The 24,620-nt window shown below is 53.1% G+C and carries 26 protein-coding genes and 1 other RNA gene; 13 read left to right on the top strand and 14 right to left on the bottom strand.

Annotation, left to right across the window (positions count from 1 at the left end; genetic code table 11):
• Positions 1–16: 16 nt before the first annotated feature.
• The 6 genes from ACXJJX_RS10355 (at position 17) to pstS (ending at position 6,381) form a co-directional block, all read left to right on the top strand.
• Complete coding sequence (locus ACXJJX_RS10355; RefSeq protein WP_456434523.1) at positions 17–760, top strand: bifunctional UDP-sugar hydrolase/5'-nucleotidase; 744 nt, start codon at positions 17–19, stop codon at positions 758–760.
• The gene (locus ACXJJX_RS10350; protein WP_456434522.1) at positions 711–1,865 is read left to right on the top strand and encodes a (Fe-S)-binding protein; all 1,155 of its coding nucleotides are present in this window, start codon (positions 711–713) and stop codon (positions 1,863–1,865) included. Before ACXJJX_RS10355 ends, ACXJJX_RS10350 begins: the two co-directional genes overlap by 50 nt.
• A 15-nt stretch (positions 1,866–1,880) precedes the next feature.
• A complete protein-coding gene (locus tag ACXJJX_RS10345) occupies positions 1,881–2,558 on the top strand; it encodes a winged helix-turn-helix domain-containing protein (RefSeq protein WP_456434521.1) in 678 nt (225 codons plus the stop codon).
• Positions 2,559–2,598: 40 nt separating this feature from the next.
• Positions 2,599–3,648, top strand: a complete 1,050-nt coding sequence (locus tag ACXJJX_RS10340; RefSeq protein WP_456434520.1) for a sensor histidine kinase — start codon at positions 2,599–2,601, stop codon at positions 3,646–3,648.
• Between the two features lie 132 nt (positions 3,649–3,780).
• A complete protein-coding gene (locus ACXJJX_RS10335) occupies positions 3,781–5,184 on the top strand; it encodes a putative porin (protein WP_456434519.1) in 1,404 nt (467 codons plus the stop codon).
• A gap of 144 nt (positions 5,185–5,328) precedes the next feature.
• Positions 5,329–6,381, top strand: a complete 1,053-nt coding sequence (pstS, locus tag ACXJJX_RS10330) for a phosphate ABC transporter substrate-binding protein PstS (protein WP_456434518.1) — start codon at positions 5,329–5,331, stop codon at positions 6,379–6,381.
• Positions 6,382–6,471: 90 nt separating this feature from the next.
• Here pstS and ACXJJX_RS10325 read toward each other — a convergent pair whose 3' ends face one another.
• Complete coding sequence (locus ACXJJX_RS10325; RefSeq protein WP_456434517.1) at positions 6,472–7,335, bottom strand: S66 peptidase family protein; 864 nt, start codon at positions 7,333–7,335, stop codon at positions 6,472–6,474.
• A complete protein-coding gene (locus ACXJJX_RS10320; RefSeq protein WP_456434516.1) occupies positions 7,313–8,086 on the bottom strand; it encodes a type III pantothenate kinase in 774 nt (257 codons plus the stop codon). Before ACXJJX_RS10320 ends, ACXJJX_RS10325 begins: the two co-directional genes overlap by 23 nt.
• A gap of 119 nt (positions 8,087–8,205) precedes the next feature.
• On the opposite strand from ACXJJX_RS10320, the gene ACXJJX_RS10315 reads away from it, so the two are divergent.
• Positions 8,206–8,358 carry a hypothetical protein gene (locus tag ACXJJX_RS10315; RefSeq protein WP_456434515.1) on the top strand — a complete coding sequence of 51 codons (153 nt, stop codon included), beginning with the start codon at positions 8,206–8,208 and terminating at the stop codon, positions 8,356–8,358.
• Positions 8,359–8,362: 4 nt separating this feature from the next.
• Here ACXJJX_RS10315 and ACXJJX_RS10310 read toward each other — a convergent pair whose 3' ends face one another.
• Complete coding sequence (locus tag ACXJJX_RS10310) at positions 8,363–9,889, bottom strand: YifB family Mg chelatase-like AAA ATPase (protein ID WP_456434514.1); 1,527 nt, start codon at positions 9,887–9,889, stop codon at positions 8,363–8,365.
• A gap of 99 nt (positions 9,890–9,988) precedes the next feature.
• Between ACXJJX_RS10310 and ACXJJX_RS10305 the strand changes: the two genes are divergently transcribed.
• On the top strand, positions 9,989–10,672 hold the full coding sequence (locus ACXJJX_RS10305; protein WP_456434513.1) for a flavodoxin family protein: 684 nt from the start codon (positions 9,989–9,991) through the stop codon (positions 10,670–10,672).
• On the opposite strand, the gene ACXJJX_RS10300 is transcribed toward ACXJJX_RS10305, so the two are convergent.
• The 6 genes from ACXJJX_RS10300 to yedF all read right to left on the bottom strand — a co-directional run bounded on the left by ACXJJX_RS10300 (position 10,650) and on the right by yedF (position 14,929).
• Positions 10,650–11,792 carry a two-component system sensor histidine kinase NtrB gene (locus tag ACXJJX_RS10300; protein ID WP_456434512.1) on the bottom strand — a complete coding sequence of 381 codons (1,143 nt, stop codon included), beginning with the start codon at positions 11,790–11,792 and terminating at the stop codon, positions 10,650–10,652. The genes ACXJJX_RS10305 and ACXJJX_RS10300 overlap by 23 nt on opposite strands.
• A gap of 219 nt (positions 11,793–12,011) precedes the next feature.
• Positions 12,012–12,365: a transfer-messenger RNA gene (gene ssrA, locus ACXJJX_RS10295) on the bottom strand.
• Between the two features lie 48 nt (positions 12,366–12,413).
• Complete coding sequence (gene smpB, locus ACXJJX_RS10290) at positions 12,414–12,875, bottom strand: SsrA-binding protein SmpB (protein WP_456434511.1); 462 nt, start codon at positions 12,873–12,875, stop codon at positions 12,414–12,416.
• Between the two features lie 37 nt (positions 12,876–12,912).
• On the bottom strand, positions 12,913–13,173 hold the full coding sequence (locus tag ACXJJX_RS10285; protein WP_456434510.1) for a putative Se/S carrier protein: 261 nt from the start codon (positions 13,171–13,173) through the stop codon (positions 12,913–12,915).
• Positions 13,170–14,327 (bottom strand): aminotransferase class V-fold PLP-dependent enzyme, encoded by a 1,158-nt coding sequence (locus ACXJJX_RS10280; RefSeq protein ID WP_456434509.1) that lies wholly within the window; start codon positions 14,325–14,327, stop codon positions 13,170–13,172. Before ACXJJX_RS10280 ends, ACXJJX_RS10285 begins: the two co-directional genes overlap by 4 nt.
• Positions 14,324–14,929, bottom strand: coding sequence for a sulfurtransferase-like selenium metabolism protein YedF (gene yedF / locus ACXJJX_RS10275; protein ID WP_456434508.1), 606 nt, complete (start codon positions 14,927–14,929; stop codon positions 14,324–14,326). The genes ACXJJX_RS10280 and yedF overlap by 4 nt, the downstream gene beginning before the upstream one ends.
• A gap of 183 nt (positions 14,930–15,112) precedes the next feature.
• Between yedF and ACXJJX_RS10270 the strand changes: the two genes are divergently transcribed.
• Together ACXJJX_RS10270 and ACXJJX_RS10265 are read left to right on the top strand one after the other, a co-directional pair.
• Positions 15,113–15,805, top strand: a complete 693-nt coding sequence (locus ACXJJX_RS10270) for a creatininase family protein (RefSeq protein ID WP_456434507.1) — start codon at positions 15,113–15,115, stop codon at positions 15,803–15,805.
• A gap of 12 nt (positions 15,806–15,817) precedes the next feature.
• Complete coding sequence (locus ACXJJX_RS10265) at positions 15,818–16,324, top strand: TlpA family protein disulfide reductase (protein WP_456434506.1); 507 nt, start codon at positions 15,818–15,820, stop codon at positions 16,322–16,324.
• A 1-nt stretch (position 16,325) separates the two neighbouring features.
• Here the strand turns inward: ACXJJX_RS10265 and selD are convergent, their stop codons facing one another.
• Genes selD through ACXJJX_RS10245 form a run of 4 tightly spaced genes read right to left on the bottom strand, consistent with a single transcriptional unit; the run spans position 16,326 to position 19,102 of the window.
• Positions 16,326–17,357 carry a selenide, water dikinase SelD gene (selD, locus tag ACXJJX_RS10260; RefSeq protein ID WP_456434505.1) on the bottom strand — a complete coding sequence of 344 codons (1,032 nt, stop codon included), beginning with the start codon at positions 17,355–17,357 and terminating at the stop codon, positions 16,326–16,328.
• Positions 17,354–17,836 (bottom strand): HAD family hydrolase, encoded by a 483-nt coding sequence (locus ACXJJX_RS10255; RefSeq protein ID WP_456434504.1) that lies wholly within the window; start codon positions 17,834–17,836, stop codon positions 17,354–17,356. The genes selD and ACXJJX_RS10255 overlap by 4 nt, the downstream gene beginning before the upstream one ends.
• Positions 17,820–18,728, bottom strand: a complete 909-nt coding sequence (locus ACXJJX_RS10250) for a selenium metabolism-associated LysR family transcriptional regulator (RefSeq protein WP_456434503.1) — start codon at positions 18,726–18,728, stop codon at positions 17,820–17,822. The genes ACXJJX_RS10255 and ACXJJX_RS10250 overlap by 17 nt, the downstream gene beginning before the upstream one ends.
• Complete coding sequence (locus ACXJJX_RS10245; RefSeq protein ID WP_456434502.1) at positions 18,728–19,102, bottom strand: YkvA family protein; 375 nt, start codon at positions 19,100–19,102, stop codon at positions 18,728–18,730. Before ACXJJX_RS10245 ends, ACXJJX_RS10250 begins: the two co-directional genes overlap by 1 nt.
• Before the next feature lie 171 nt (positions 19,103–19,273).
• Between ACXJJX_RS10245 and ispG the strand changes: the two genes are divergently transcribed.
• From ispG to ACXJJX_RS10230, 3 genes are all read left to right on the top strand, one after another.
• Entirely contained in the window at positions 19,274–20,362 is a 1,089-nt protein-coding gene (ispG, locus tag ACXJJX_RS10240; protein ID WP_456434501.1) for a flavodoxin-dependent (E)-4-hydroxy-3-methylbut-2-enyl-diphosphate synthase, read from the top strand.
• Positions 20,352–22,061 carry a proline--tRNA ligase gene (locus ACXJJX_RS10235; protein ID WP_456434500.1) on the top strand — a complete coding sequence of 570 codons (1,710 nt, stop codon included), beginning with the start codon at positions 20,352–20,354 and terminating at the stop codon, positions 22,059–22,061. Before ispG ends, ACXJJX_RS10235 begins: the two co-directional genes overlap by 11 nt.
• A 108-nt stretch (positions 22,062–22,169) precedes the next feature.
• Positions 22,170–24,308, top strand: a complete 2,139-nt coding sequence (locus tag ACXJJX_RS10230; protein ID WP_456434499.1) for a RelA/SpoT family protein — start codon at positions 22,170–22,172, stop codon at positions 24,306–24,308.
• On the opposite strand, the gene rpmB is transcribed toward ACXJJX_RS10230, so the two are convergent.
• Positions 24,305–24,496 (bottom strand): 50S ribosomal protein L28, encoded by a 192-nt coding sequence (gene rpmB, locus ACXJJX_RS10225; RefSeq protein ID WP_456434498.1) that lies wholly within the window; start codon positions 24,494–24,496, stop codon positions 24,305–24,307. The genes ACXJJX_RS10230 and rpmB overlap by 4 nt on opposite strands.
• Positions 24,497–24,620: the final 124 nt, after the last annotated feature.

Here is a 24,620-nt window from a genome sequence, read left to right as displayed (position 1 = left end):
GGTTTTAGTAGGTGGTTTGGCCCGGCGGGTCGCCTTCATCAAGAAGATCAAGACCACCAGGAAAAATGTCATTCTTGTTGATGCCGGAGACAGCCTGGCCTTCTGGCCGACCTTAAGCCCCCTCCAATTGGGCATGGCTCGGAGGAAGGCCTGGGCCCTGGCCCAAATTTATCGACAACTGGGTTATGTGGCCATTGGCCTCGGGCGTCGGGATTTGGGAATTCCGCTGGAAGAGCTTAAAAATATAGCCATCAAGGTTCCCCTCCTTTCGGCCAATCTTGCCAATGAATCAGGTCAGATCCTTTTCCGCCGGACTAAGATCGTTGAGATTGAAGGGATAAAAATCGGCTTCTTTGCCCTTACTGCCCCAGTTCAAAAAGAAGGCCTCCGGGCCCTTGACCCCCTGAAGACCGCCCGCCAAGCGGTAGCCAGTCTCCAAAAAGAAGGGGCTAATCTCATTGTCTGTCTGGCCAACCTTGGTGAAGATGGAGACGAGGACCTGGCCGATGAGATCCCGGGAATCAGTCTTATCTTAGACAGTGGCCCGGGAATCCAGCTCTATCGCCCTGAGGAAGTCGAGAAGACCTTCATCTTCAGGCCTCATCCCAAGGGAAAGTCTGTAGGAATCATCACTCTTACCTTTCATCAAAAGGAGCTTGAGGCTATAAGCCATAGGCTCTATCTTCTTCGGGCAAAGGAATATCCAGAAGATGAAGAAACTGCCACTTGGCTCCGAGAAGAAGGACTTTTACCCCAATAGCCCTGAGAATTTGGCCGAGCTCTGTAGCCTCTGTGGAGCCTGCGAAGCCGTCTGTCCGGTGTATCGCCGAACAGGCCGGGAGACCTGGGTGGCTAGAGGCCGAATGGCCCTTGTCCGCTTTATGTCCGCCCCTCCTGAAGAGCCATTTATGACCTGCCTTCTGTGTGGGGCCTGCAAGACTAGGTGCCCCAGCGGAACAAACCCCCCAGAAGTCGTTCGTCTAGTACGCAAAGAGACTCTGGCTAAAGAGACCCTGGCCTTTGTCTTCAGTCTCCTTGTAAACGATGCGGCCAAGGAAGGACTTCTTGAACTGCTTAACAAAGGATCTGGCTTGGTCCTTAGGCTGACCGGTCTTAGCCCTCCGGAGATCAAACATCCTCCTCTGATTCAGTGGGCTCAAGAAAAAGGGGCCAACTCTCCCCAAGAAATTGCCATCTTTTCCGGCTGTGGTGGGAACTATCTCTACCCCCAGGCTGGCTACGGACTCCTTGAGCTTCTTCGTCCTCGGGCCTTTTTGCCCTCGGATCAGACCTGTTGCGGCCTCCCATTCCTTTCAGCTGGGCTAAAAGAGCAGGCCCGAGAGCTGGCTAGAAGGAACATAAAGGCCCTCTCAGGGGCCAAGCTGATCATCACTCCTTGTGTCTCTTGTGCGGCCACCCTTAAAGAGTATCCCGACCTCCTCCCCCCAGGAGAACGAGAAGTCGCCAGAGGGCTGGCCAGCCGAATCATTGACCCTACTGAACTCCTTCCGCCCCCCCAAGGAGAATCGGTCCCCCTTTTTACCATCCACCTGCCCTGCCATCTGCGCTTTAGCCCGAGAGGCGAGAAGACCTTTGTCCAAAGGATCCGCCAGGCCTTTGGGGCCTCCTTCATTCCCAGCAAAAGTCTCTGTTGCGGCCACGGAGGCCTCGTGCCGCTTTTAAAGCCAGATCTTACCTGCAGTTTGGCCCAAGAACGACGGGACAGCCTTCCTGAGGGCTGTCTGGTTCTGACCAACTGCACGGCCTGCCTCATTGGCCTCAGGTATTCTCTGCCAGAAATCCGAGCCCGACACCTTTATGATTTCTGGCTTAGCCCGGAGGAGCCACTACCTTGGCCACCTTAAAACAGGGAGGCTGCTATGCCCAGGATCCTCATTGTTGAAGACGAAAAGGACATCGCTGATCTCATGGCCCTCCACCTCCACAAGGCCGGTCTGGAGACCCTCATCAGTGAGACCGGCCAGGCCGCCTTAGAGGCTCTGGATCAAGGCCCCTTTGACCTTCTCCTCCTTGATCTAATGCTTCCGGACATCGACGGCCTGGAGATTATCAAACGTCTCAAACTCCGGCCAGAACACCAGAGCCTGCCCATCATCGTGGTCACGGCTAAAGGAGAAGAGATGGACCGGGTCTTAGGGCTTGAGCTCGGAGCCGATGACTATGTTGTCAAACCCTTTAGCCCCCGAGAATTGGTCTTAAGGGTTAAGGCCGTTTTAAAAAGGGCCCGACTCCCTGAAACCTCAGAGGGAATTATCCACCTGGAGGGGCTGACCATCGATGAGACCAGGCATCAGGTCTTGGTTGAGGGCCGCCCAATAAAACTCACGGCCACCGAATTCCGTCTTCTCTCCACTCTGGCCCGGGCCCGAGGCCGAGTCATGACCAGGGAGGTCCTCCTTGATAAAGTCTGGGGCTACCACTTTGAGGGCTACGCCCGGACTGTGGACACCCATATTAGAAGACTGAGGAAGAAGCTTGGCCCTTCGGCCGAGCTGATCGAAACTGTCTGGGGGGTAGGTTATCGTTTCCGGGATTGAATTTCTGTTGGGTCTAGCCTTGGGAGTCGGAGCCGGCCTTTTGCTCCTTAAAAAGGGAAAAGGCCCTAGATCCTCTCAACACAAGCCTCCACCTCAGCCCTCTACCGAAGGGAAGACCGAAGCCAGCCTTGTCAAGGCTGCCGAACACCTCAGCCAAGGCCTGGCCATCCTTGACCACTCGGGCAAAATCCTCTACGCCAATCGGGCCTTCTCCCGGCTCCTTCCTGCCCCTGATATCCAGGGGCGCAATATCCGAGAGATTATCCGGAAGCCGGAATTTGTCTCCGCCTTGGGTCAGAGGGAAAGCCGTAATTTCCAGCTTGATCCAAGCTGGACCGGACGAGGCCATCTTTTGGCCAGACTGATTCATGAGCAGGACCTGGGAATTCTCACCCTTGAGGACATTACCCAGCTCAAAAAACTTGAGACCATCCACAAGGACTTTGTGGCCAACGTCTCCCACGAGCTAAAAACACCCCTGACCGCCATTGCCGGCTACGCCGAGACCATCATCGAGGCCGACTCTGAGGACAAGCTCATCGCCCATTCAGCAAAAATCATCCTCAAACACACCCAACATTTAAGCAAACTAGTAAAAGACCTGCTCACCCTTTCAAGCCTTGAGAGCCAAGGGGTTCGCAACAAAAGGCCTCTCATCTTAAGAGAAATCGTTGAGCAGGCCTTAGAGACGGTCTCAGCTAAAGCTGAGGTCAAAGATATCGTTCTTGTCTCTAAAATGGAGACCGAAGGCCGCCTTGAAGGCCAAGAGGATCTCCTTATCCAGGCTCTGGTTAACATCCTGGACAACGCCCTAAAGTTTTCCCCCGCAGGCTCCCGGATAGAGATCCATCTCAGAGAAAAAGGGAGCTTCTTCCAAATAAGTGTCCTTGATCAGGGGCCAGGGATCCCTCCCCAGGCCCTGGAGAGGATCTTTGAACGCTTTTATCAGGCCGAACGAGACCGCCGCCGGGGAACCGGTCTGGGGTTGGCCATTGTCCGCCAGATCATCAAGGCCCACAGAGGCCAGGTCTGGGCCGAAAACCGTCCTTCGGGGGGAGCAGCATTCCATATAATCCTGCCCCGGTCCTGAAAAGGATTTGTCACCATTTTGTCAATCTTTCTCCACTATTCTGCCACAGCCCTCCTCTAGATTGGGCCCAGTCTTGAACTTGGCCGTTCAAGCAGTCGTCAAAAAAACTTCAAAACAGGAGGAGGTGCTTCCATGAGAGTGCTGTTGGTCCTTTTTTTAGCTCTGATCCTCAGTAGCCCGGCCTGGGCCTACCAGCTTGATGATCCCTTGTTGAGAATCCTGGTCAACAAGGGAATACTCTCCCAGGAAGAAGCCCTGGAGATCCTTCAAGAGGCCCGGAAGGAAAAGATCCTTCAGGAGCAGAAAACTAGAGAGATCGCCAAGAAGGTAGCCCAGAAAGAATCGACCAAAGTCTCCCTGCCTAAAGGGCTCAGAGGGGTCAAATTGGGAACCTTGACCTACATCGACTATTCGGCCGGAGAAAAAGGTGGTGAGTCTTACAACAAGTTCGCCATCACCAGAGGTTACCTGAACTTTAAAAAGAAGATCAACGACTGGCTCAGCTTTCGAATGACTCCAGACGTTCATCTGGATGACAACGGTGATCTTAACGTCCGCATAAAATATGCCTATGCTGGCTTTAAGCTCCCCTCGATAGGCTTTCTCACCGATATCAAGATGGAGGCCGGCCAGGGCCACTTCCCTTGGCTTGACTTCCAGGAACACATCAATCCTTATCGGGCCCAGGGAACCATGCCCCGGGAACGAGCCGGGACTTTTAACTCCGCCGATGTAGGAGTATCAGTGGGAGGCTATTTCGGTGGCCGGCTTGATAAAAACTACGTCCGGGAGCTTTCTACCCACTACCCCGTCTTCGATCACTACGATGGTCGGTATGGATCCTGGTGGTTCTCGGTTATGAACGGTGGGGGCTACCACGCCAAAGAGAACAACCAGAACAAGGCCATTGAGGGCCGGATTACCATCCGCCCCTTTGGAGATTTTACCCAGGGGCCTCTGCCTCTGGCCGGCCTTCAGTTCAGCTACTTTTTTATCCGGGGTGAGGGAAACAATACCCCAGCGCAAAACTACTCCAGTGGATATAATTCCGGAGCTGTCAGCGCCAATACCAGTCTTAGGAGCTGGAACCAAGAATACCCTGACTACAACGTAGATTTCTTCATGGTCTCCTATCAGCACACCTGGTTTGTTATTACCGCCGAGTACAGTACTTCTGAGGGCAACAACTCCGGCAAATGGGTAGATCCAAATGGCAATGCCCTAGATACCAAGCTCTGGTCCATCTTTGCCGATGTGACCCTGCCAGTCTTCAAGGAAAAGCTCCATCTCTTCGGTCGCTATGACAATTTTGACCCTGATGATGACGACCTCTGGACCGCTGGCCGGGGAGACGACGAGTATGATCTCTACATGATTGGCTTGGCCTATCAAGTCTACAAGAAGAATATGATCCTTCTGGTTAACGAATGGGTAAATTATGAACGCAACAACGGTGGCCTGAAAAAACTTCCAAAATTGAACAATGGCCTTGATAATGACTACCGCATTCAGGTGGTCTACCAGGTAAGCTTCTAAGGGACCCTCGCCTCCTGGCTCTCCTCAAAAAGGGGGTGGCTCCCGCCCCGGCCACCCCCGCCCTTTTAAGAAATCAAGGAGGCTGGAAAAAACGGGGCATTAAAACTAGCTTATAGGCAAGTTCAACAGGAGGAGGTTGTTTCCATGAAGAGATTGTTTCTGATCCTTTGGGCAACACTTATGCTTCTAGCCTTAGTCAGCCCTCAAGCCGAGGCCAAGAAGGTCGAACTCCTTGGTGCAGGGGCCACCTTTCCCTATCCTCTTTATTCCAAGTGGTTTGACGTCTATCACAAAAAAACCGGCATAAAGATCAACTATCAGGCCATTGGCTCCGGAGGAGGGATCCGTCAGATTATCAACCGGACCGTGGATTTCGGGGCCTCTGACGCTCCCATGAGCGAGGAGGAGCTGGCCAAGGCCCCGGGTAAGATCGTCCACATCCCCACAGCCTTGGGGGCAGTGGCCGTGGTCTTTAACGTTCCCGGGGTCAAGGAGCTTAAGCTTACCCCCGAGGTCCTCGTCAACATCTTCCTGGGAAGAATAAAAAAATGGAACGATCCGGCCATCGTGGCCCTAAATCCTGGGGTTAAGCTCCCCAAACTCTCCATTATGGTTGCCCACCGCTCAGATGGTTCGGGAACAACCTACGTCTTTACGGACTATCTGAGCAAGGTAAGCCCCGAATGGGCCAAAAGGGTCGGCCGGGGCAAGGCTGTTAATTGGCCTACAGGGATCGGAGGTAAGGGTAACCAGGGGGTGGCTGGCATTGTTCTCCAGATCCCGGGGACCATCGGCTATGTCGAGGTCTCCTATGCTGAACAGAGTCACATGGCCGTAGCGGCCATCAAAAACAAGGCTGGAAACTTTATCAAACCCACCCTTTCTGCTATAAGTGCTGCCGCCAATATTGATGACATCCCGGACGATACCCGTTGCTCCCTGACCAACACCGAGGCCCCTCAAGGCTATCCCATCTCGGCCATGACCTGGCTGCTTGTCTATCAGGAACAGGCCTACAAAGGCCACTCCTACGAAAAGGCCAAGGCCTTAGTAAATCTCCTCTGGTGGTGTATCCATGAGGCCCAGGAATACAACGAACCCCTGCTCTACGGACGCCTTCCGGAGATGGTGGTTAAAAAGGCAGAAAGGATAATCAAGTCTATCACCTACGAGGGAAAACCTCTCCTCAACCAGTAAGAACAACAAACCAACGCCTCACCAAGAGGGGCGGAATCCGCCCCTCTTGGACTACTATCGGTAGACTTTAGGCCCTCTAACCCAAAAACTCTACAGGGGCTCCAGGCGGGCCTCAGTTTCCTTGACCACAACCCGATATCTCCCCCCGATAAGAAGGGGAAAGTTTTCAGCCCCATGGCCTACCGGAAGGCCGGCAATAATCGGCAATCCCGAAGGGACAATCTCCAAGATAAGGTCCCAGGCTATCTCTCCACAGAAGGCAAAATTCCCCAGAAGAAGGGCCGATATCTCTTCAAGGATCCCGGAAAGGCGAAGCTGGTTAAAGAAACGGTCCACCCGATAAGGGGCCTCGCCGATCTCCTCCAGGAAAAGGAGAGCCCCCTTGGTCTGGGGCAGAAAGGGGGTTCCGATCAGGCTGACAAAAGTTGTCAGGTTACCGCCAATAAGCGTCCCTTCAGCTTGGCCACCCCGCAGGGGATAACCTGAAAGGCTTGGCAAGATACCGGAAAGAAGGACCTGACCTAAGGCCCTCAGGGCCTCAAGAGAGGTCAAGTTCAGAGTGGCCACCACCGGGGCATGAAGCCCGAGAAGTCCGATCCGAGCCAAGGCAGCGTTCAGAAGGGCGGTGGTATCGCTGAAGCCAATAATCAAGACCTGCCTTTTAGCCAGCCTTTCCCAGGGAATCTGACCGAGGAGTCTTATGGCTCCGTAGCCCCCTCTGGCGGCCCAGAAGATCCGCAGGCCTTCTTTAAGAAGATAGTCTATCTGGGCCAGACGATCCTTATCAGAACCAGCCAAGTAACGACAAGGACGAATCGGAGGGGGCAATACCAAAGGGTTACCCAATGTTTCCAACAATCTCAGGCCGCTCAGAAATCCCCGTTGAGGAGGAGCGCTAGAAGGAAAGAAGATCCCAAGGGGTTCCCTGGATCTAAGAGGACCGATTGTATTCATAAAAGAGTCTTAACCCTTCCAAGGTCAGATGGGGACGGACAATCTCAATCCGCCGGCTATACTGGGCCATAATCGGAGCCAGGCCTCCGGTGGCGATAATCTTGGCTCGTTGCCCCATCTCGGCCTCCAGCCTCTCGATAAGGCCGTCTGTAAGGGCAGCAAATCCCAGGATCAACCCAGCCCTCATGCTTTCCATAGTGTTTTTACCAATGGCCCGATGAGGATAGGAGAAAAGTTCCACTTTGGGGAGTCGGGCCGCCTTGACAAAGAGGGCCTCAGCTGCCGGGGCCAGCCCCGGAGAAATAGCCCCTCCGAGGTACTCTCCAGCCTCAGAGACACAGTCAAAGGTGGTCGCCGTTCCATAATCAACGACGATAAGGGCACAACGGTATTGCCTCCAGGCAGCCAGAGCATTTATAAGCCTGTCGGCCCCGATCTCTGAAGGGCTATCATAGAGAACAGCAATCCCCGGCTGACCGTCCTCCCCTACCACCAAAACCGGGCACCCTAGATAACGCCTCCCAAATTCCCTGAAGGGCCAGACCAAAGGAGGAACGACACAGGCAATAACCATGGCCGTAACACAGGCCAGATCAAGGTCCCTTAAAGACATCAGGCCCTTGAGGGAAAGGGCAATTTCATCGGCGGTAAGATCATGCTCTGTGCGCAAACGAAAATCAACTACCAACCTTTCACCTTCAAAAAGACCAGCCACGATGTTGGTATTGCCAATATCTATTGCCAGAAGCATGGATATAGCTTGAGATATTGGCCGAGTTTTTGCAAGAAATTTTTTTTAAAAGAAGATTGGAACCAAATTATGCCGATAAAAGATATAAGGAAGGACTCCCAGGGAAGGGGGTAAAAGCCATGGGACGCCGAATCCATAGCCTTCTTTGCCATCATCTAAACAGCCTCCACGTCTTCTGTAAACTAAGGAGATTAGGGGTGCCCCGGCCGTGGGCCTATCAGGTAGCGGTCTGGTGGGAGAAAAAGATCCATCCCGTTCTTTATTCTCGTTGACCTTCTAAGGTTGGAGACCGCTGAGACGGCGGTCCAGACTGCGGTACTGAATGGCTTCAGCGATATGGACAGTGTCAATTTTCTCCTCCCCGGTCAGGTCGGCCACGGTCCGGGCGATTTTGATGATCCGATGATAGGCCCGGGCCGAAAGCCCCAGATGCCGGGCGGCCTTATCAAGGAGACCTTGGGCCTCGGCCTTGAGTTGGCAGAACTTGGCCATCTCCCGCGGGCCCATCTGAGAGTTGAGCATAAGACCACAGGTCTTAAGTCGCCTTTTTTGACGTTCTCTGGCCTCAAGCACCCTCTGCCTTATGACCTCTGAAGACTCGGCCCCTAGGCCTCTAGAGAGGTCCTCCACCGGGATTGCCGGAACCTCGAGGTGAATGTCAATACGATCAAGCAGAGGACCAGATATCCGAGATCGGTATCTGGCAATCTCTCTGGGACTACAGGTACAAGGATGCCGCCTGTCTCCTAGATGTCCACAAGGACAGGGGTTCATGCTGGCCAGAAGTTGGATCCGGGCCGGATAGGTTACCGAGATGGAGGCCCTGGAAATAGTCACTCGCCCCTCTTCAAGGGGTTGCCTTAGGGCCTCAAGGACATGTCGGTGAAACTCCGGCAACTCATCAAGGTACAAAACCCCATTGTGGGCCAAAGAAAGCTCCCCTGGCCGGGGGATGGTTCCACCGCCGACCAGACCAGCGTCAGAGATAGTGTGATGGGGGCTACGGAAAGGACGAGTCCGAATCAGGGCTCCTTCTTCAAGGAGTCCGGCGACACTATAGATGCGACTGGTCTCCAGAGATTCTTCCTCGGTCAGTGGGGGGAGAATCCCGGGGAGCCTTCGGGAGAGCATTGTCTTGCCAGAGCCCGGCGGACCAATCATGAGCACGTTGTGGCCCCCGGCTGCGGCTACCTCCAGGGCCCGCTTGGCGGGAAGCTGGCCGATAATCTCGGCAAAATCTTCCTCAAAGCCTTCCTCTAGTGCCCTCTTGGGCTTGGCCAGAGGCAGAGACCTCTGGCCGGAGAAGTGTTCCACTACCGCGGCAAGACTTGCCCCTGAGTAGGCCCGAATCTCTTTAAGGACGGCAGCCTCAGAAGCATTGGCCTCCGGGGCCACCAAGGCCGAGAGCCCCTTGTCTCTTACCAAAAAGGCCATCGGCAACAATCCTCGGGCCCCCTTAAGTCCGCCATCCAGGGAAAGTTCACCTACCAGGAGACAATCCTTGAGTCCCTCCTGGGGGAGAAGCCCTTGAGCAGCCAAAAGTCCCACTGCAATGGGAAGATCAAACCCGGTTCCATCCTTTTTGAGGTCAGCCGGGGCCAAGTTGACGGTTATCCTCTGACTAGGGAAAGGATAACCTGAGTTCTTAATAGCTGCCTTAACCCGCTCTCGACTCTCTCTTACAGCCCCGTCGGGAAGGCCAACAATGCTAAAGGCCGGAAGTCCGGGAGAAAGATCTACCTCCACCTCTACTGGCAGAGCCTCAATTCCTAAAACCGTGGCCGTGATAACTTTGGCTAGCACGCATCTTTTTTCGGCTGAGAGGAGAAAAATGTTGAGAAAAGGCCATGGATGCTTATTTTTGCCTTTCGGATCAGATGAAAAGCTCACCAGGAGGAGAACATGGCCAAGATCTTAGGGATACTCGGCTCCCCTCGTCCCTACGGAGACACCCAGCTTTTATTAAGGCTAGCTCTTGAGGCTGCCAGATACGAAGGATGTCAGACGGAGCTCATCTGGCTATATGATGGGGAGATCAAGCCCTGCGCTGGCTGTGTCTCTGATGACGTAAGGTCCTGCCGCTTTCCCTGTATCTTTGAAGACTTTGGTAAAGAGGTTCTCCTCAAGATTCGAGAGGCCGATGGACTCATCCTTGCCAGTCCCATATATTGGTACAATGTCTCGGGCCCGATGAAAAATCTCCTTGACCGAATGACCTCTCTGGAAAACATGGCCCATATTGAAGGATACAGCTACCTGGAAGGGAAGGTAGCCTCAGCCATTGCCGTAGGTAAAGATACCGGGGCCATGATGACTATCTCCTTTTTACTCACCACCCTTAATTCCATGGGAGCCATAATTCCACCCTGGGCCATGGCCTACTCCCAGGCCCCTGAAGTCCTCAAAGACGACGAAGCCCTCATGGACGCCATGAACATCGGGCTTCTGCAAAGCGGTCTTTTGAAGAGGCTGGCTGGAGAAGGTAAAGGACATATCATGTATCTCTACGATAAAGCCCTTTGCAACCAGCTTCTAAAAGGAATTCTGACAGAGAGGCCTCGGCTTAAGAGGAAGGATGGCCTCTAATGGGGAGCTTAATAAAAAATTTAGTTCCCTTACCGATGTAAGTCTCAAACCACATCTGCCCCCCGTGGGCCTCAACAATCTTTTTGCTTCCAAAGAGGCCAAAGCCGCGGCCATTGACCTTGCCATAGGTCTGCCCGGGAAGAAAGATCTTGCCTTTTATTTCCGGGGAGATACCCGGACCATTGTCGGCCACACAGAGGATAAGGTCCTCACCGCTGGGCCAAGAAAAAATATCAATCCGTCCCTCTGGCCTTCCCTGCAGGGCTTCGTCGGCGTTTTTAAGAAGGTTCCAGAGGACCTGACGCATCTTGTCTTCATCTATCAGGATTGGGCCCTGATAATTGAGGATCAGGTAGACGGGATGGGAGAGTCTGGAGTCGGCCACAAGGGCCTCAAGAAAACAAGCAAGTTCTACCTCATTGAGATTAAGGGGAATTTCCTTGCGACCAGAGGCCACCAGAAGAATATTATCAATGACCTCAAAGACCTTACCCAAGGCCAATTCTATCTTCTGGCAGAGATTCTGAAGCCTTTCATCTGAACATCGGCTCTTCAGCAGTTCCACAAATCCGGAGATCCCGGTTAGGGGATTCTTAAGATCGTGGACAAGGCTGGCAGCCATGGAGCCAATGAGAGAGAGCCTTTCTAATTGTTCGTAACGTTGGGCCTCCATGGTCTTGAGTTCCGTGATGTCCGAAAGACTCAATACGGCCACCTTTTTGCCGGCCAGATCAAAAGGTAGGCAGTTAAGAAGGAAATTTTGTATCTTGATCTCTGCCTGCTCCTCAAGGATCATCATCCCCTCGCGGTTGATGATGGGCTCGCCAGTCTCCAGACATTCCTCAAGGGCATTTTTGATTAGACAGAAGGAACAAAAGGAGTTGTAGCCACATCCTCCGGGGCCTTTGGCATTAAGGCAGGCAAGAAGCTCTCCCGTGCGCACAGAACCAAGCTTCAAAGCTGCTCCAACGATTACCTGGGCAGCCCGGTTGGCCGCCAGAACCCGCCGGTCTTGGTCAACCACCAGGACCATCTCAGGAAGGACATCAAAGACCTCTGCCCTGATAAATCTCTGTTCTCCTTCTAGACGGATGTCCTGGAGATCGGCCTCTTTTGACACCAAAGCCCCCTTAAGAACCAGAAAAGTCAATATTTAATTTTACTGAAATTTCTATTAGATAAAGAAGATTTTCGGTTAAAAAACCGTTAAAAGATTGTAAAGAAAAATTTGACCTTTAAGGTCGGGAATTCTTGAAAAGAGGAAACAAAAATACCCCTCAAAAAGGGAAACTCTTGAGGGTTATTTTTTGAGTTTTTAAAAGGGGGTTAAGGGGAAGTTTGGTGGAGGCGGGGGGAATCGAACCCCCGTCCGAGAGTGCTTCAGCCTAGACCTCTACGTGCGTAGCCTGGGTTTGAAATTCAGTGGCCAGCCTCCCCCAGGCGGGCCGACCGACCACCTAGCCTGCAAGACTCTCACCAAAAGGGAGCAGGCATCCCTTTTGGCCAGCCCGCTCACCGACGTCGCTTCCAGGGACGCGGGCAAACCCTGGAAGGACGGGCTGCCTTATTCTTTAGGCAGCCAGAGCGTAGTCGTAGTCGGCACTTATTTTTTCCCTGCCTTTTTTAACGAGGCGGCAGGTCCCCGGCACGCCAGCCTAGACCTCGACACCCCCGTCGAGCCCACATCGCCCCCTACCAAAAGGAGCCGGCGAGGACCAAAAATTTGTTTTAAAAGAGCAGATTACTTAATCTTACCCTTGTAACGACGGCGGAGTTCCCTCTCTTCCTCTCGCCGTCTGATTGTTTCCCGTCGATCATGGATCTTCTTGCCCTTTGCCAAAGCCAACTCCACCTTAGCCAAGCCCCGCCGATTAAAATATATCTTCAGCGGCACCAAAGTGTAGCCCTTTTCCTTAACCTTGCCTAACAGGCGCCTGATCTCATGACGGTGGAGCAACAATTTCCTCGTCCGCGTAGGATCCAGAAAAGCAGCCTCATGAGCATGAGGATAAGGACTGATATGAGCATTATACAAGTAAACTTCACCATTTACAATGCGGGCAAAGGCCTCATTGATGTTAGCCCGACCGTCCCGAAGGCTCTTAACCTCTGTCCCCAAGAGCGAGATCCCGGCCTCAAAGGTTTCTTCAATGTTGTAAGTATGCCGGGCTTTTCTATTCTGGCAGACTATCTTCTCGGCCACGGCCCAAAAAATAAGGTCTTTCAGAGAAAAAGCAACCTTATTTTTGTTTAGAAGTGTTAAACAAAACCGGATGCCAAACCTCTTGGTAACGACGGAAGAAGCTCATCTCTTTAAGGCCAGCCTCTCGAAGCAGAGGATGGATCAAAGACGGATCCCCCTCAAAAGAGAGAGCCATACCGCAGTCTGAACTTATCTCCCGAGGAATAGGAACTAGCTCTACAGGAATTCCCTGGGATTTAAGAACTTTTTCGGCCTTTAAAACATGGTGAATAGAGGGAAAAACAGCCGCAAACTTCATCTCTTTTTAGCTATCTCTGCCAGGGCCTGCACTGCGGCCTCCACATCTGAAAGTTCGTTGAAATAGCCCCAAGAGAAGCGCACTGTACCCTGGGGATAGGTGCCAATGGTCTGGTGGGCCCAGGGGGCACACTGAAGCCCGGCCCGGACAGCTATCCCATAGTCTCTATCCAGCCTCAAGGCCACCTCAGCAGGATCCATTCCGGCAACATTAATAGAAACCACGGCTGTTTGAAGTTGGGGATCACAGGGTCCATAGATAGTAATCCCGGAGATGGGCGAAAGACGCTCAAGAAAAAGGCCTGTGAGGCCTTGTTCATGGGTCCTTATCCGGGCCAAACCCTCCTGTTTGAGGAATTTAAGACCGGCCAGCAATCCGGCAATCCCTACGGTATTGGGAGTCCCACTTTCAAAGCGGTCGGGGAGGAAAAGGGGCTGCTCCAGGGATTCTGAACGGCTACCTGTCCCCCCAAGCCCTAGGGGTTCAAGATTTTCTTCCAGGCCAGAGGCCAGGTAGAGGGCCCCAGTTCCCGTAGGCCCCAAGAGGGATTTGTGACCGGTGAGGGCCAAAAGGTCTATTCCCATGGAGGAGACATCGATGTCCAGGACCCCAGCGGTCTGAGCAGCATCAACCAGGAGCAGAGCTTCACCTTTCAGCTCAGCCACCTCGGCCACCGACAGAATAGTCCCCGTAACATTTGAGGCATGATTGATGACAATCAGTCGAGGAGACCAGGAAGAGACAAGATCCCGGAGATGCCCAAAATCCAGAGAGCCATCTTCATGGCACCGACACCTAAGGAGCTTGATCCCGCGGGTCTGTTGAAGATAGTAAAGAGGCCTGGCTACGGCATTGTGCTCTATGGAGGTGGTAATGACCAAATCCCCAGGACGAAGCAGTCCAAACAAGGCTAGGTTTAGGGCCTCGGTGGCATTTTTAGTAAAGATGACCTGCTCAGAGGAAGGAGCCCCGATAAGTGCGGCCAATTCCTCCCGGGCCTCGAAGATGACCCGGCTGGCCTTTAAGGCCATCTGATGACCGGCCCGACCGGGACTGGCCGAACAAGTCCGTAGGAATTTGGCCGTGGCCTCAACTACGACATCAGGTTTGGGCCAGGAAGTGGCCGCATTGTCCGCGTAGACAACCTGCCTCATGGACGGATGACCCGATTCTGGCTGAAAAGAGAGATGATCTCAAACATATTCCCCACCCGGCCAACAGCCAATCTGTCTTTGAGGCCAAAATAATCGAGACAGGTGCCACAGGCAATCATCTCCACCCCTTTTTCTGCTAAGGACTTAAGGGCTGGCAGGGCCTCTGAGCCTTCACAGGCCAAAAATACCCCTCGGTTGTAAAAGATCACCGCCTGGGGTGGAGGAGAGACCTCAGGTAAGGTTTTAATAAAGGCCTGGATAAGAATACGTCCTAAGACCTCATCTCCAGCCCCCATGACATCCGAGGTCAGGGCTACGACGTAGGTCGAAGGGCTCTGTGGCTCGCAGCGAATCTCCTCATCCGGGATCGGATACCCCTCCCCTGGCCGCTTAATAATCCGTAGGGCCCAGAGACCGGGAGCCTTCTCGGAGATCTCCACCTCATGGCCCTGGCCCTCAGCAAAGCGCAAGACGTTGGTTCGGCTGGCCTCATTGTCGACCAAAACGACAATTTCTCCTGCCGGAATCTCCTCCAGGGCGGCTTTGGTCCTGATAACCGGCTGAGGACAGGCCAAACCTCGACAGTCAATGAGTTTGGTCATAAATGCCTCCTTCATTGTAGAGGGTCCAGATTTTTGGGAAAATTACCGGCCCAAAGAGCTGGAGTCCAATAACCGGGACCAATAAGGAGAAATTTTTGCATCGGTCCAGGCAATATTTAGCCCCTCATTGACAGCCCAGGACACCAAAAGTAACCTTAGGCCATGCTCCTTGAAGGCCTCACTATGATCGAATTTGAAGAAGGTCTTAAACAGACCAGGACGGTAATCATTCCCTTTGGTTCTCTTGAGGAACACGGCCAGCATCTTCCCTTAGGGACAGATACCATCCAGATCTATGAGATCGCCAAGGGTGTGGCCCAAGAGTACCCCCTTTTCGTGGCCCCACCAGTGTACTACGGTCTGTGTCGCTCTACCAAAGACCATCCTGGAACGGTAACCATCAAGGGGCAGACGCTTTGGCAGATCACCCATGATCTGCTTTCTTCCTTTTATGATCAGGGATTGCGTTTCTTTGCCCTTGTCTCTGGTCACGCCGGCAAGACCCACAAGGCCTTTATTCTTGATGCTGCCGAGGTCTTTCAGGAAGAACATCCGGAGTCCAGAATCCTTGTGGCCACCATCATTGACCTCATAAGTGCCGGTGCCAAAGACCTGCTTGAGACCCCAGATGATTCCCATGCTGGTGAATTCGAGACCTCTCTTATGGCCCTGCTACGTCCTGACTGGGTAAAGGGAAGTAGCCCAGCCGAGTATCCGACTCTACCAGGTCTTCTCCTGGTGAGGGACAAGCGGCGCTATTGGCCGGGTGGGGTCTGGGGGGATCCATCCAAGGCTTCTTCAAATAAAGGGAAGAGGCTTTTTGATCGTCTGGTAAAAATCTTGCTTCAAGAGATCCAAAAGCTTGAGTCTATCTAGGAGGTTTAACAGATGAAGTCTTTCGCCAAATTAGTCTTCGGGGTCACTTTGGCCCTTCTTCTCTCTTATTCTCTGGTACAAGGATCAGTTGGTTGCCGTAAGGCCTATGATTTTCGCCTCCAAGCCATAGATGGCAATCAGGTAAGCCTTTCCCAATTCAAAGGCAAGGTCATTTTGGTCAATTTCTTTGCTACCTATTGCCCCCCCTGCCGTATGGAGATCCCTGGCTTTGTGGACGTCTATGAAAAGTACAAAGAGCAAGGTTTTATCGTCATCGGGGTCTCCGTCGATACTCGACCCTATCGAATCCTGCCAGATTTTGTCCGCTTTGCCGGGATTACCTATCCGGTGGTCATCGCCGATGAGAAGACCATTGCCGAATACGACAATGTCTATCAGCTACCGACAAGCTTTCTTATTGATGGCCAGGGGTGTATCGTCAAGAAGTATCTGGGATTTATTCCCGAATCCCAGCTAGAAAGGGACATCAAACCCCTCCTCCCCTCTGAATCTCCCTAGATTAGGGCCGGATAATAAGGCGAGGTGGGCCATCAACCACCTCGCCCACCATACTGGCCTCAAAGATTCCCTTCTCTAGAAGACGAACAAGAAAAGACTCGGCCTTTTCTCTGGGACAGGCGACCAAGAGCCCCCCGGAGGTCTGGGCATCAAAGAGGAGATCAAGCCGTTCCCTTGGTACTGCCCGGTCTATTTCTACCTTTTTCTCACAGAAACGACGGATGGCATAATCCCCTTCAGGGATTAGGCCTAGATGGAGATATTCCAGGGCGGCCTGAATTATGGGCACCTTCTGGGCGTAGAGAACAATGGTTACCCCGCTGGCCTCGGCCATCTCCAAGGCATGGCCAGCCAGACCAAAGCCGGTTATGTCCGTGGCCGCCTCCAGGGAAAATTCCACCATAGCCTCAGAGGCAGCCTTGTTTAGGGCCCTCATAACCTCTGTGGTCTGCAAGATGGCGGCCTCCGAAGCCATTCCGGCCTTAATGGCCGTGACAACGATGCCGGTGCCCAACGGTTTGGTTAGAAAGAGGACATCCCCGGGCTTGGCCCTAGCGTTGCTCAGATAGCGTTGCGGATGAACTACCCCGGTTACCGAAAGGCCGTACTTGATCTCGGGATCATCGACACTGTGGCCCCCAACCAAAAAGGCCCCAGCCTCGTGGATCTTATCTAACCCTCCCTTAAGGATCTCTTTCAAGACGGCCTTATCTTCTTCTTTAGGGAAACAGACAATGTTTAAGGCACAAAGAGGCTGGCCTCCCATGGCGTAGATGTCAGAGAGGGCGTTGGCTGCGGCAATCTGGCCAAAAAGATAAGGATCATCCACAATAGGGGTAAAAAAATCAAGGGTCAGAACAAGGGCCAGATCATCCCTTAGCCGGAAGATCCCGGCATCAGAGGCCTTCTCCAGGCCCACCAGAAGGTCCGGATGGGTCTGAAGAGGCAGATCAGCCAGTATTTCGGCCAGGTCCCCCGGACCAAGCTTGGCCGCTCAACCAGAGGCCCGGACTTTAGCAGTCAATCTCTTCATCGTCTAAAGGTGGCCACCAGGCGCTGGGGATTCAAAAAGAGATCAAGGGCATCCCTGATATCGCGAAAGACGGCATCGCTGGCCAGGAGAGCCTCTTTGCAGGCCCCTTCCTGACCAATGATGCAGATCCCCAGAGCTGCCTCTCGAAGCATAAGAATGTCGTTGTAACCGTTACCGATAGCTGCTGTCTTCTCCCGGCCCAACTCCTCGATAAAACGAAGTTTCTGGATATCGCCCCGTCCAGGCTCAAGTACTCGAACCATCACCCCCAACTCCTCTGGAGACATCTGCCCGGCAGTTTGGTTAGTATCCGCCGTAAGGATGAAGACATTGAGGATCTCAGCCAGCCTTTTGAGGCGTTCAGGCACCCCGGGGAGAAACTGACCATCGAGAGAAAGGGTTCCATTTAGATCCAGGACCAGATTTTCAATCTCAAAGCGAATCCCACAGGGCAGATCAAGCTCAAGCCCTTTGGACATTTGGCTGCTCCTTTCTCAAAAACTCAATAAAGGCCTCGGCTGCCGGAGAAAGGCTGCGGGCCCGATGTCTGATGAGATAAAATTTCCGGCGAACATAAAGCCCGTTGACCGAGACTATCTTTAGTCTCCCGGAGTGGAGGTCTTCCTCTATGGCCCGCCGGGAGATAAAGCTTACCCCTAGACCGGCCTTAAGGGCCTGTTTAACCGCCTCGGTGGATCCCATTTCGGCTACGATCTTAAACTGGGCCAGAGAAAGCCCCTTTTCCTTAAGGGCCTCTTCTGCCGTAAGTCTAGTCCCTGAGCCGGCCTCTCTGATTATCAGGGGAAGCTGCGGAAGGTCTTCGGTCTCAAGGGGCTCATTAAGTTTGAAGGAAGATGAGGCAGCCAGAACCAGCTCATCCTCACAGCAAGGCTCAAAAGAGAGCTCCTCCAGGGCAGAGAGTTTGGCCCCGACTATCCCCAACTCAATCGCCCCTCCGGCAACAGCCTCGGCCACTGAACGAGTATCTCCTATAAGGAGCTTTAGTTCCAGACCCGGATAGCTCTTCTTAAAGGCCCCCACTAGGCCAGGAAGGATATACTGGCCGGGAATGGTACTTCCGCCTATTTCCAGACGGCCCTTGTCCACCCCCAGAAAGAGGCGGATCTCTCTTTCGGCTTCACTGACCAATGAAAGGACCCTTTTGGCAAAAGGATAGAGGATCTCACCGGCCTTAGTCGGCAGGACTTCACGTCCCAGTCGGTCAAAGAGACGTACTCCCAAGAACTCTTCCAAAGCCTTGATGTGACCAGAGACCGTAGGCTGGGTAAGGAAGACCTCTTCTGCCGCCCGGGAAAAACTCTTTTTCTCGTAAACCTTGGCAAAGACCTGAAGTTGCCGGAGATCCAACACTAAGTCACCTCAATTTTGGCCAGAAGTGCTTGACGTACCCGGGAAGGAAGAAACCAGACGGCCAGATCTGCCGCCTTCTTGACCAGGGGAATGATATCAGGTTCCCCCTGCCAGTGTTCCCGCAAGACAGATTCGTCGGTCCGGTTGAGAAGGCGCAAGAGGGCAAGAGCTACCAGATAAATATCATCCACCAAGCCGACAAAGGGAATGGCATCTGGGATCAGATCTACAGGATTAAGCAGATAGACCACCGTTGCCCCCAAAATGGCCTTATCGGCCTTTGAGACCCGGGGATCCCTCATAAGGGAAACAATAAGAGCCAAAAACCTGGGAAGCAGACGGATAATTTCTTTAAGTCTTTCTTTAGGATGCATGTTCTATCCTCCAGGGCCATTGGATACCCTTTTACTTCCTCTATGGCAAATGCTTTAAGCTGTAGCCACAATTTATAAAATTTTACCAGTATTATCCGAGAAGGGCATTCTCTACAAGCCCACTCCTGGATCGTGTTGACAGCCCCCAGCGGACCAGTATTATCCGAAGATATGGTTAAAAGGAGAAAAACCCGCCAGATAACCTTAGGGCCTGTCAAGATTGGAGGAGGGGCTCCAATTGTCGTTCAGTCGATGACTAATACCGATACCCGTGACCCTTCAGCCACCCTTAAACAAATAGAACACTTAGCTCAGGTGGGTTGTGAGATAGTGAGGGTTGCTGTCCCTGACGAGAGGGCGGCCCAGACCCTGAAAGAGATCTCCTCCCGGTCTCCTCTGCCAATCATTGCAGATATCCACTTCGACTGGCGTCTGGCCATAGCGGCCATAGAATCCGGAGTCCAAGGTCTAAGGATAAACCCTGGGAACATCAAGGGCCCCGAGAAAGTGGCCCGAATTATCGCCGTAGCCAAAGATCAAGGAGTCTGCATCCGGATAGGGGTAAATGCCGGCTCTTTGGAGAAGGATCTCCTTAAGGCTTACGGTGGACCGACGGCTGAGGCCCTGGTTGAAAGTGCCCTGCGGCATCTTGACTTTGTTGTCGGGGATCTTGGCTATGAAAACCTCAAGGTCTCCCTGAAATCCTCTGATGTCTGGACAACCATCTCTGCCTATAGACTTTTTTCCCAAAAAAGTGACTTTCCACTTCACCTAGGGGTTACCGAGGCCGGGGGGCTCATCGCTGGGACTGTAAAAAGCTCGGTGGCTCTGGGAATACTTCTGGCCGAAGGCATAGGAGATACCATCCGGGTCTCCCTTACCAGGGATCCGACAGAGGAAGTCCGGGTAGCCTATGAGATCCTTCGCAGCCTCAGACTCAGGGAAAGAGGGCCAGAGATCATCTCCTGCCCCACCTGCGGCCGGTGCGAAATAAACCTTTTCGCCATTGCGGAAGAGGTAGAACGCTGGGCCGCCAGGGTAGATACTCCCCTTAAGTTAGCCGTCATGGGCTGCGTGGTCAATGGTCCAGGAGAGGCCCGAGAGGCCGATATCGGGCTGGCCGGGGGCCGAGGGGTAGGGATAATCTTCCGGCGGGGGAGGGTCATCCGAAAGGTCAAAGAGGCCGAGATACTACAGGCTTTTTTTGATGAAGTGGATAAGCTCCTTGAGGAAAAGAGAGGAGGTTCCCATGCGTCTTAGCGGCTATTTTCTGCCTACTCTTCGCGAAGATCCGGCCGAAGCCGAGGTTGTCAGTCATCGTTTGATGCTCCGGGCGGGCATGATTCGCAAGCTGGCCTCGGGGATTTACTCCTATCTGCCCTATGGCCTTGCGGCCCTACGTAACGTGGAGACCATCATCCGTGAGGAGATGAATCGTGCCGGGGCCCAAGAGGTCTTGCTCCCTATGGTCCAGCCAGCGGAACTCTGGCAAGAGACCGGACGGTGGGAAAAATATGGCCGAGAACTTCTGCGCTTCAAGGACCGCAAGGAACATGATTTTTGTCTGGCTCCCACGGCCGAAGAGGTCATCACGGATTTAGTCCGCCGGGAGGTACGCTCTTATCGTCAACTCCCCCTCACCCTTTATCAGATCCAGACAAAGTTCCGCGATGAGATAAGGCCCCGGTTTGGCCTTATGCGTGGCCGGGAATTTATTATGAAGGATGCCTACAGTTTTGATGCCGATGAGGCCGGAGCCGAGGCCAGTTATGAGGCCATGTATGAAGCCTACCAGAGGATCTTCAAGCGTTGTGGACTCAAATTTCGGGCTGTGGCCGCCGATACTGGAGCCATTGGAGGCCATGCCTCCCATGAATTTATGGTCCTGGCAGACACCGGTGAAGATCTGATCGCTGTCTGCTCCCGGTGTGACTACGCAGCCAATATCGAGCTTGCCGAGGCGATCGCCACTCCTCATGCCCCCAAAGGCAAAAAGGCTCCGCTGGAAAAAGTCCACACTCCTGGGGCCCATCGAGCAGAAGAGGTAGCTGAATTCCTTGGAAAAACTCCCCAGGAGATTGTCAAGACCTTGATTTACCTCGCCGATGGCCGTCCGGTGGCCGTCCTCATCAGGGGAGACCATGAACTAAATGAGGTTAAACTTAAAAAGGCCTTAAAGGCCGAAGTCCTAGAGATGGCTCCAGTAGAAGTAGTCGAAAAGGTCACCAAGGCACCTGTTGGTTTTGCTGGGCCCGTAGGCCTGGAGATCGAAATGATTGCTGATAAGGCAATAGCCGGGCTTAAAAATTTTGTCACTGGGGCCAATGAGGCCGATTTTCACTATCTGAACGTCAACCTCGGTCGGGATTTCCCCACTCCGACCTTTGCAGACCTGAGAAACGTCGTCCCCGGTGACCCCTGCCCCCAATGCGGAGAAGGCCTTGAGATCATTCGGGGAATTGAAGTCGGCCATATCTTCAAACTGGGAACCCAATACAGCCAGGCCATGGGGGCAACCTTTCTTGATGCCCAAGGTCGGCAAAGGCCCCTGATCATGGGGTGTTACGGAATCGGCGTAGGCAGAACAGTAGCTGCCGCTATTGAACAAAACCACGACGAAAATGGCATTATTTTTCCCGTTCCCATTGCTCCTTTTAAGGTTATCGTCGTTCCGGTAAACATAAAAGACGATCAGATTTCTAAAACTGCCCAAAACCTCTATCAGGAGCTCCAGAACAGTGTTCCCACCCTCCTTGATGACCGAGATGAACGCCCGGGGGTCAAATTCAAAGATGCAGACCTCATTGGAGTCCCATTGAGGGTGACCATCGGCAAGAAGCTCAAAGAAGGCCTAGTAGAGATCAAAAAACGGGCCACAGGAGAGACTCAGCTGGTGTCTGTCTCAGAGGCAGCCTCCAGGATAAGAACTTTACTTAATGAAGAAACTCCCTCTGTCTGAAGAAGCCCTCAAAGCAGACAAGACTAGATAGACCTCTCCAGAGGTAAAATATCATTTCTTGGCTAAGAGCCCTTTTACTCTTTGGCCAATTGGGGTTAACTTTTCTGTATGATCCGTTTTTCGGATATCCTTGATCAGATCCACACTTATCTTCCCAAGGCAGAGACCACCTTGGTAGAGAAGGCCTATGTCTATTCGGCCAAGGTCCACCAGGGCCAGACCAGGCTCTCCGGAGAACCCTATCTCTCCCATCCCCTGGCCGTGGCCTATACCTTGGCCAAGATGAGGCTTGACCTTCCCACTATTGCTGCCGGCCTTCTTCACGACACCGTGGAAGACACCTGTGCCAGCCTGGAGGAAATCGGACGTTTATTTGGAGAAGAGGTTGCGGGTATCGTTGACGGGGTGACCAAGATCTCGGCTATGCCCTTGGCCAGCAAGTTAGAGAAACAAGCCGAGAACCTCCGGAAGATGCTTCTGGCCATGGCCAAGGACATCCGAGTTATCCTAGTCAAGCTGGCCGATCGACTCCACAACATGCGCACCCTTGAGTACCAGAAGGAGGGCAAAAGGGCCCAGATCTCTCGGGAGACCTTAGACATCTACGCTCCCCTGGCCGCTCGCTTAGGAATAGACTGGATGAAAAGAGAACTCGAAGATCTGTCTTTCTGTCATCTTTATCCCGATGAATACCGCCAACTCCGCGATGCCGTAGAGCAGATGATTACTGAACGTCAGTCATTTGTAGAGGAGGTCAAAGAGATCCTCGAACACACCTTGGCTCTTCATGGACTCAAAGGACGAATCCTGGGCCGCCGCAAGCATCTTTACAGCATCTGGCGCAAACTTGAACGTCAGGGGCTGACCATCGATCAGCTTGATCAGATATACGACATCATCGGCTTCCGGATAATCCTCAAAGAGGTTAAGGAATGCTATGAGGCCCTGGGAGTGGTCCACTCCCTCTGGAAACCCATCCCCGGCCGCTTTAAGGACTATATCAGCCTTCCCAAACCCAATATGTACCAATCACTTCATACCACAGTCATCGGACCTTATGGGGAACGGATGGAGATCCAGATCCGGACCGAAGAGATGGACCGGATCGCCAACGAAGGGATTGCCTCCCATTGGCTCTACAAGGAGGGAAAGATCCTTTCTGGTAAGTCTGGCCAGTTCGAATGGTTAAAGCGCCTGGTAGAACTCCAAAAGGAACTCCAGAACCCGAAGGAGTTTTTAGAATCTGTCCGTCTGGATCTCTTCCCCGATGAGGTCTATGTCTTTACCCCCAAGGGAGAGGTCAAGGTCTTCCCCCAAGGAGCCACCCCCATTGACTTTGCCTATGCCATCCACACCGAAGTAGGTCACCATTGCATCGGGGCCAAGGTCAATGGCCAGATTGTCTCCCTCCGCTATAAACTCCAAACCGGAGACATGGTCGAGATCCTCACCAGTGCCCAGGCTCGTCCAAGCCGAGACTGGCTCAAATACGTCAAGACCAGCCGGGCCCGTGCCCGAATCAGACACTTCTTGAAAAAAGAAGAGGAGGCCCGGAGTCTGGCCCTGGGCCGGGAGCTGTGCGAGAGGGAGTTTCGGAAACACCGTCTGGACTTCAGCCAGTTTGCTGACTCTCCCGAGGCCGAAAATATCGCCAGGGAGTTCTCCTTCAAAAGCTTTCAGGACTTAATTATCGGGGTAGGTTTTGGCAAGGTCTCGGCCTCTCAGGTAGTGGGCAAGATCTTGGCCCGCCAAGAGAGGGAAAAGGAGAGGCCCATTCTCGAAAAACCATCTAAACGGCAAGGCAAGGGGGGTATTCTGGTCAGGGGTACTGGAGATCTGCTGATCAAGCTGGCTCGATGTTGCCAACCTGTTCCCGGAGATGAGATTATTGGTTACATTACCCGGGGCCGGGGAGTCACTGTCCATCGGGTAGATTGCCCCAATCTCCAGCATGTTGACTCAGAGAGAAAGATCGATGTTTCTTGGGACATCCAGGGTACCGATGGTGTTCACCCGGCCAAGATATCAGTCATCACTGTGGATCAGAAAGGAATGCTGGCCTCGGTCTCCAACGCTATCAGCTCCTCTGAGGCCAATATAGTCAAGGCCGAAGTGACCACTACTCCAGACAAAAAGGCCCGTTTTATCTTTGTGGTCGAGGTCACCGGCCGAGATCACCTCAATCAGGTCTTATCTAATGTCCGGCAGGTAAGTGGAGTCCTCAAGGCAGAGAGGCGTTTTTCCTAGCGGACGGCTTTAACCACCTTGCCGGCCTTGAGACACCTGGTACAGACCCGAATCCGCTTAGTTCTTCCATTAACCACGGCCCGCACCCGCTGGAGATTCGGATACCACCAGCGACCAGTGTGACGGTTGGAGTGGCTGACGTTACAACCAGTTCTAGGTCTCTTGCCGCAGATCTCGCAGACTCTCATATTCTCCTCCCCGAAGTTTTAGGACCAATTCTTTAAACAAATATCCCCAAAACGCGCCTGCTATATACCGAGTAAGCCGGCCCTTGGCAAGCTTTGACTTGAGCCCCCGAGAAGGTATATATTG

It is taken from the genome of Thermosulfuriphilus sp., from assembly GCF_054026695.1.
The sequence above is the reverse complement of the archived record's forward strand: the minus strand, read 5'-3'. Positions and strand labels throughout refer to the sequence as shown.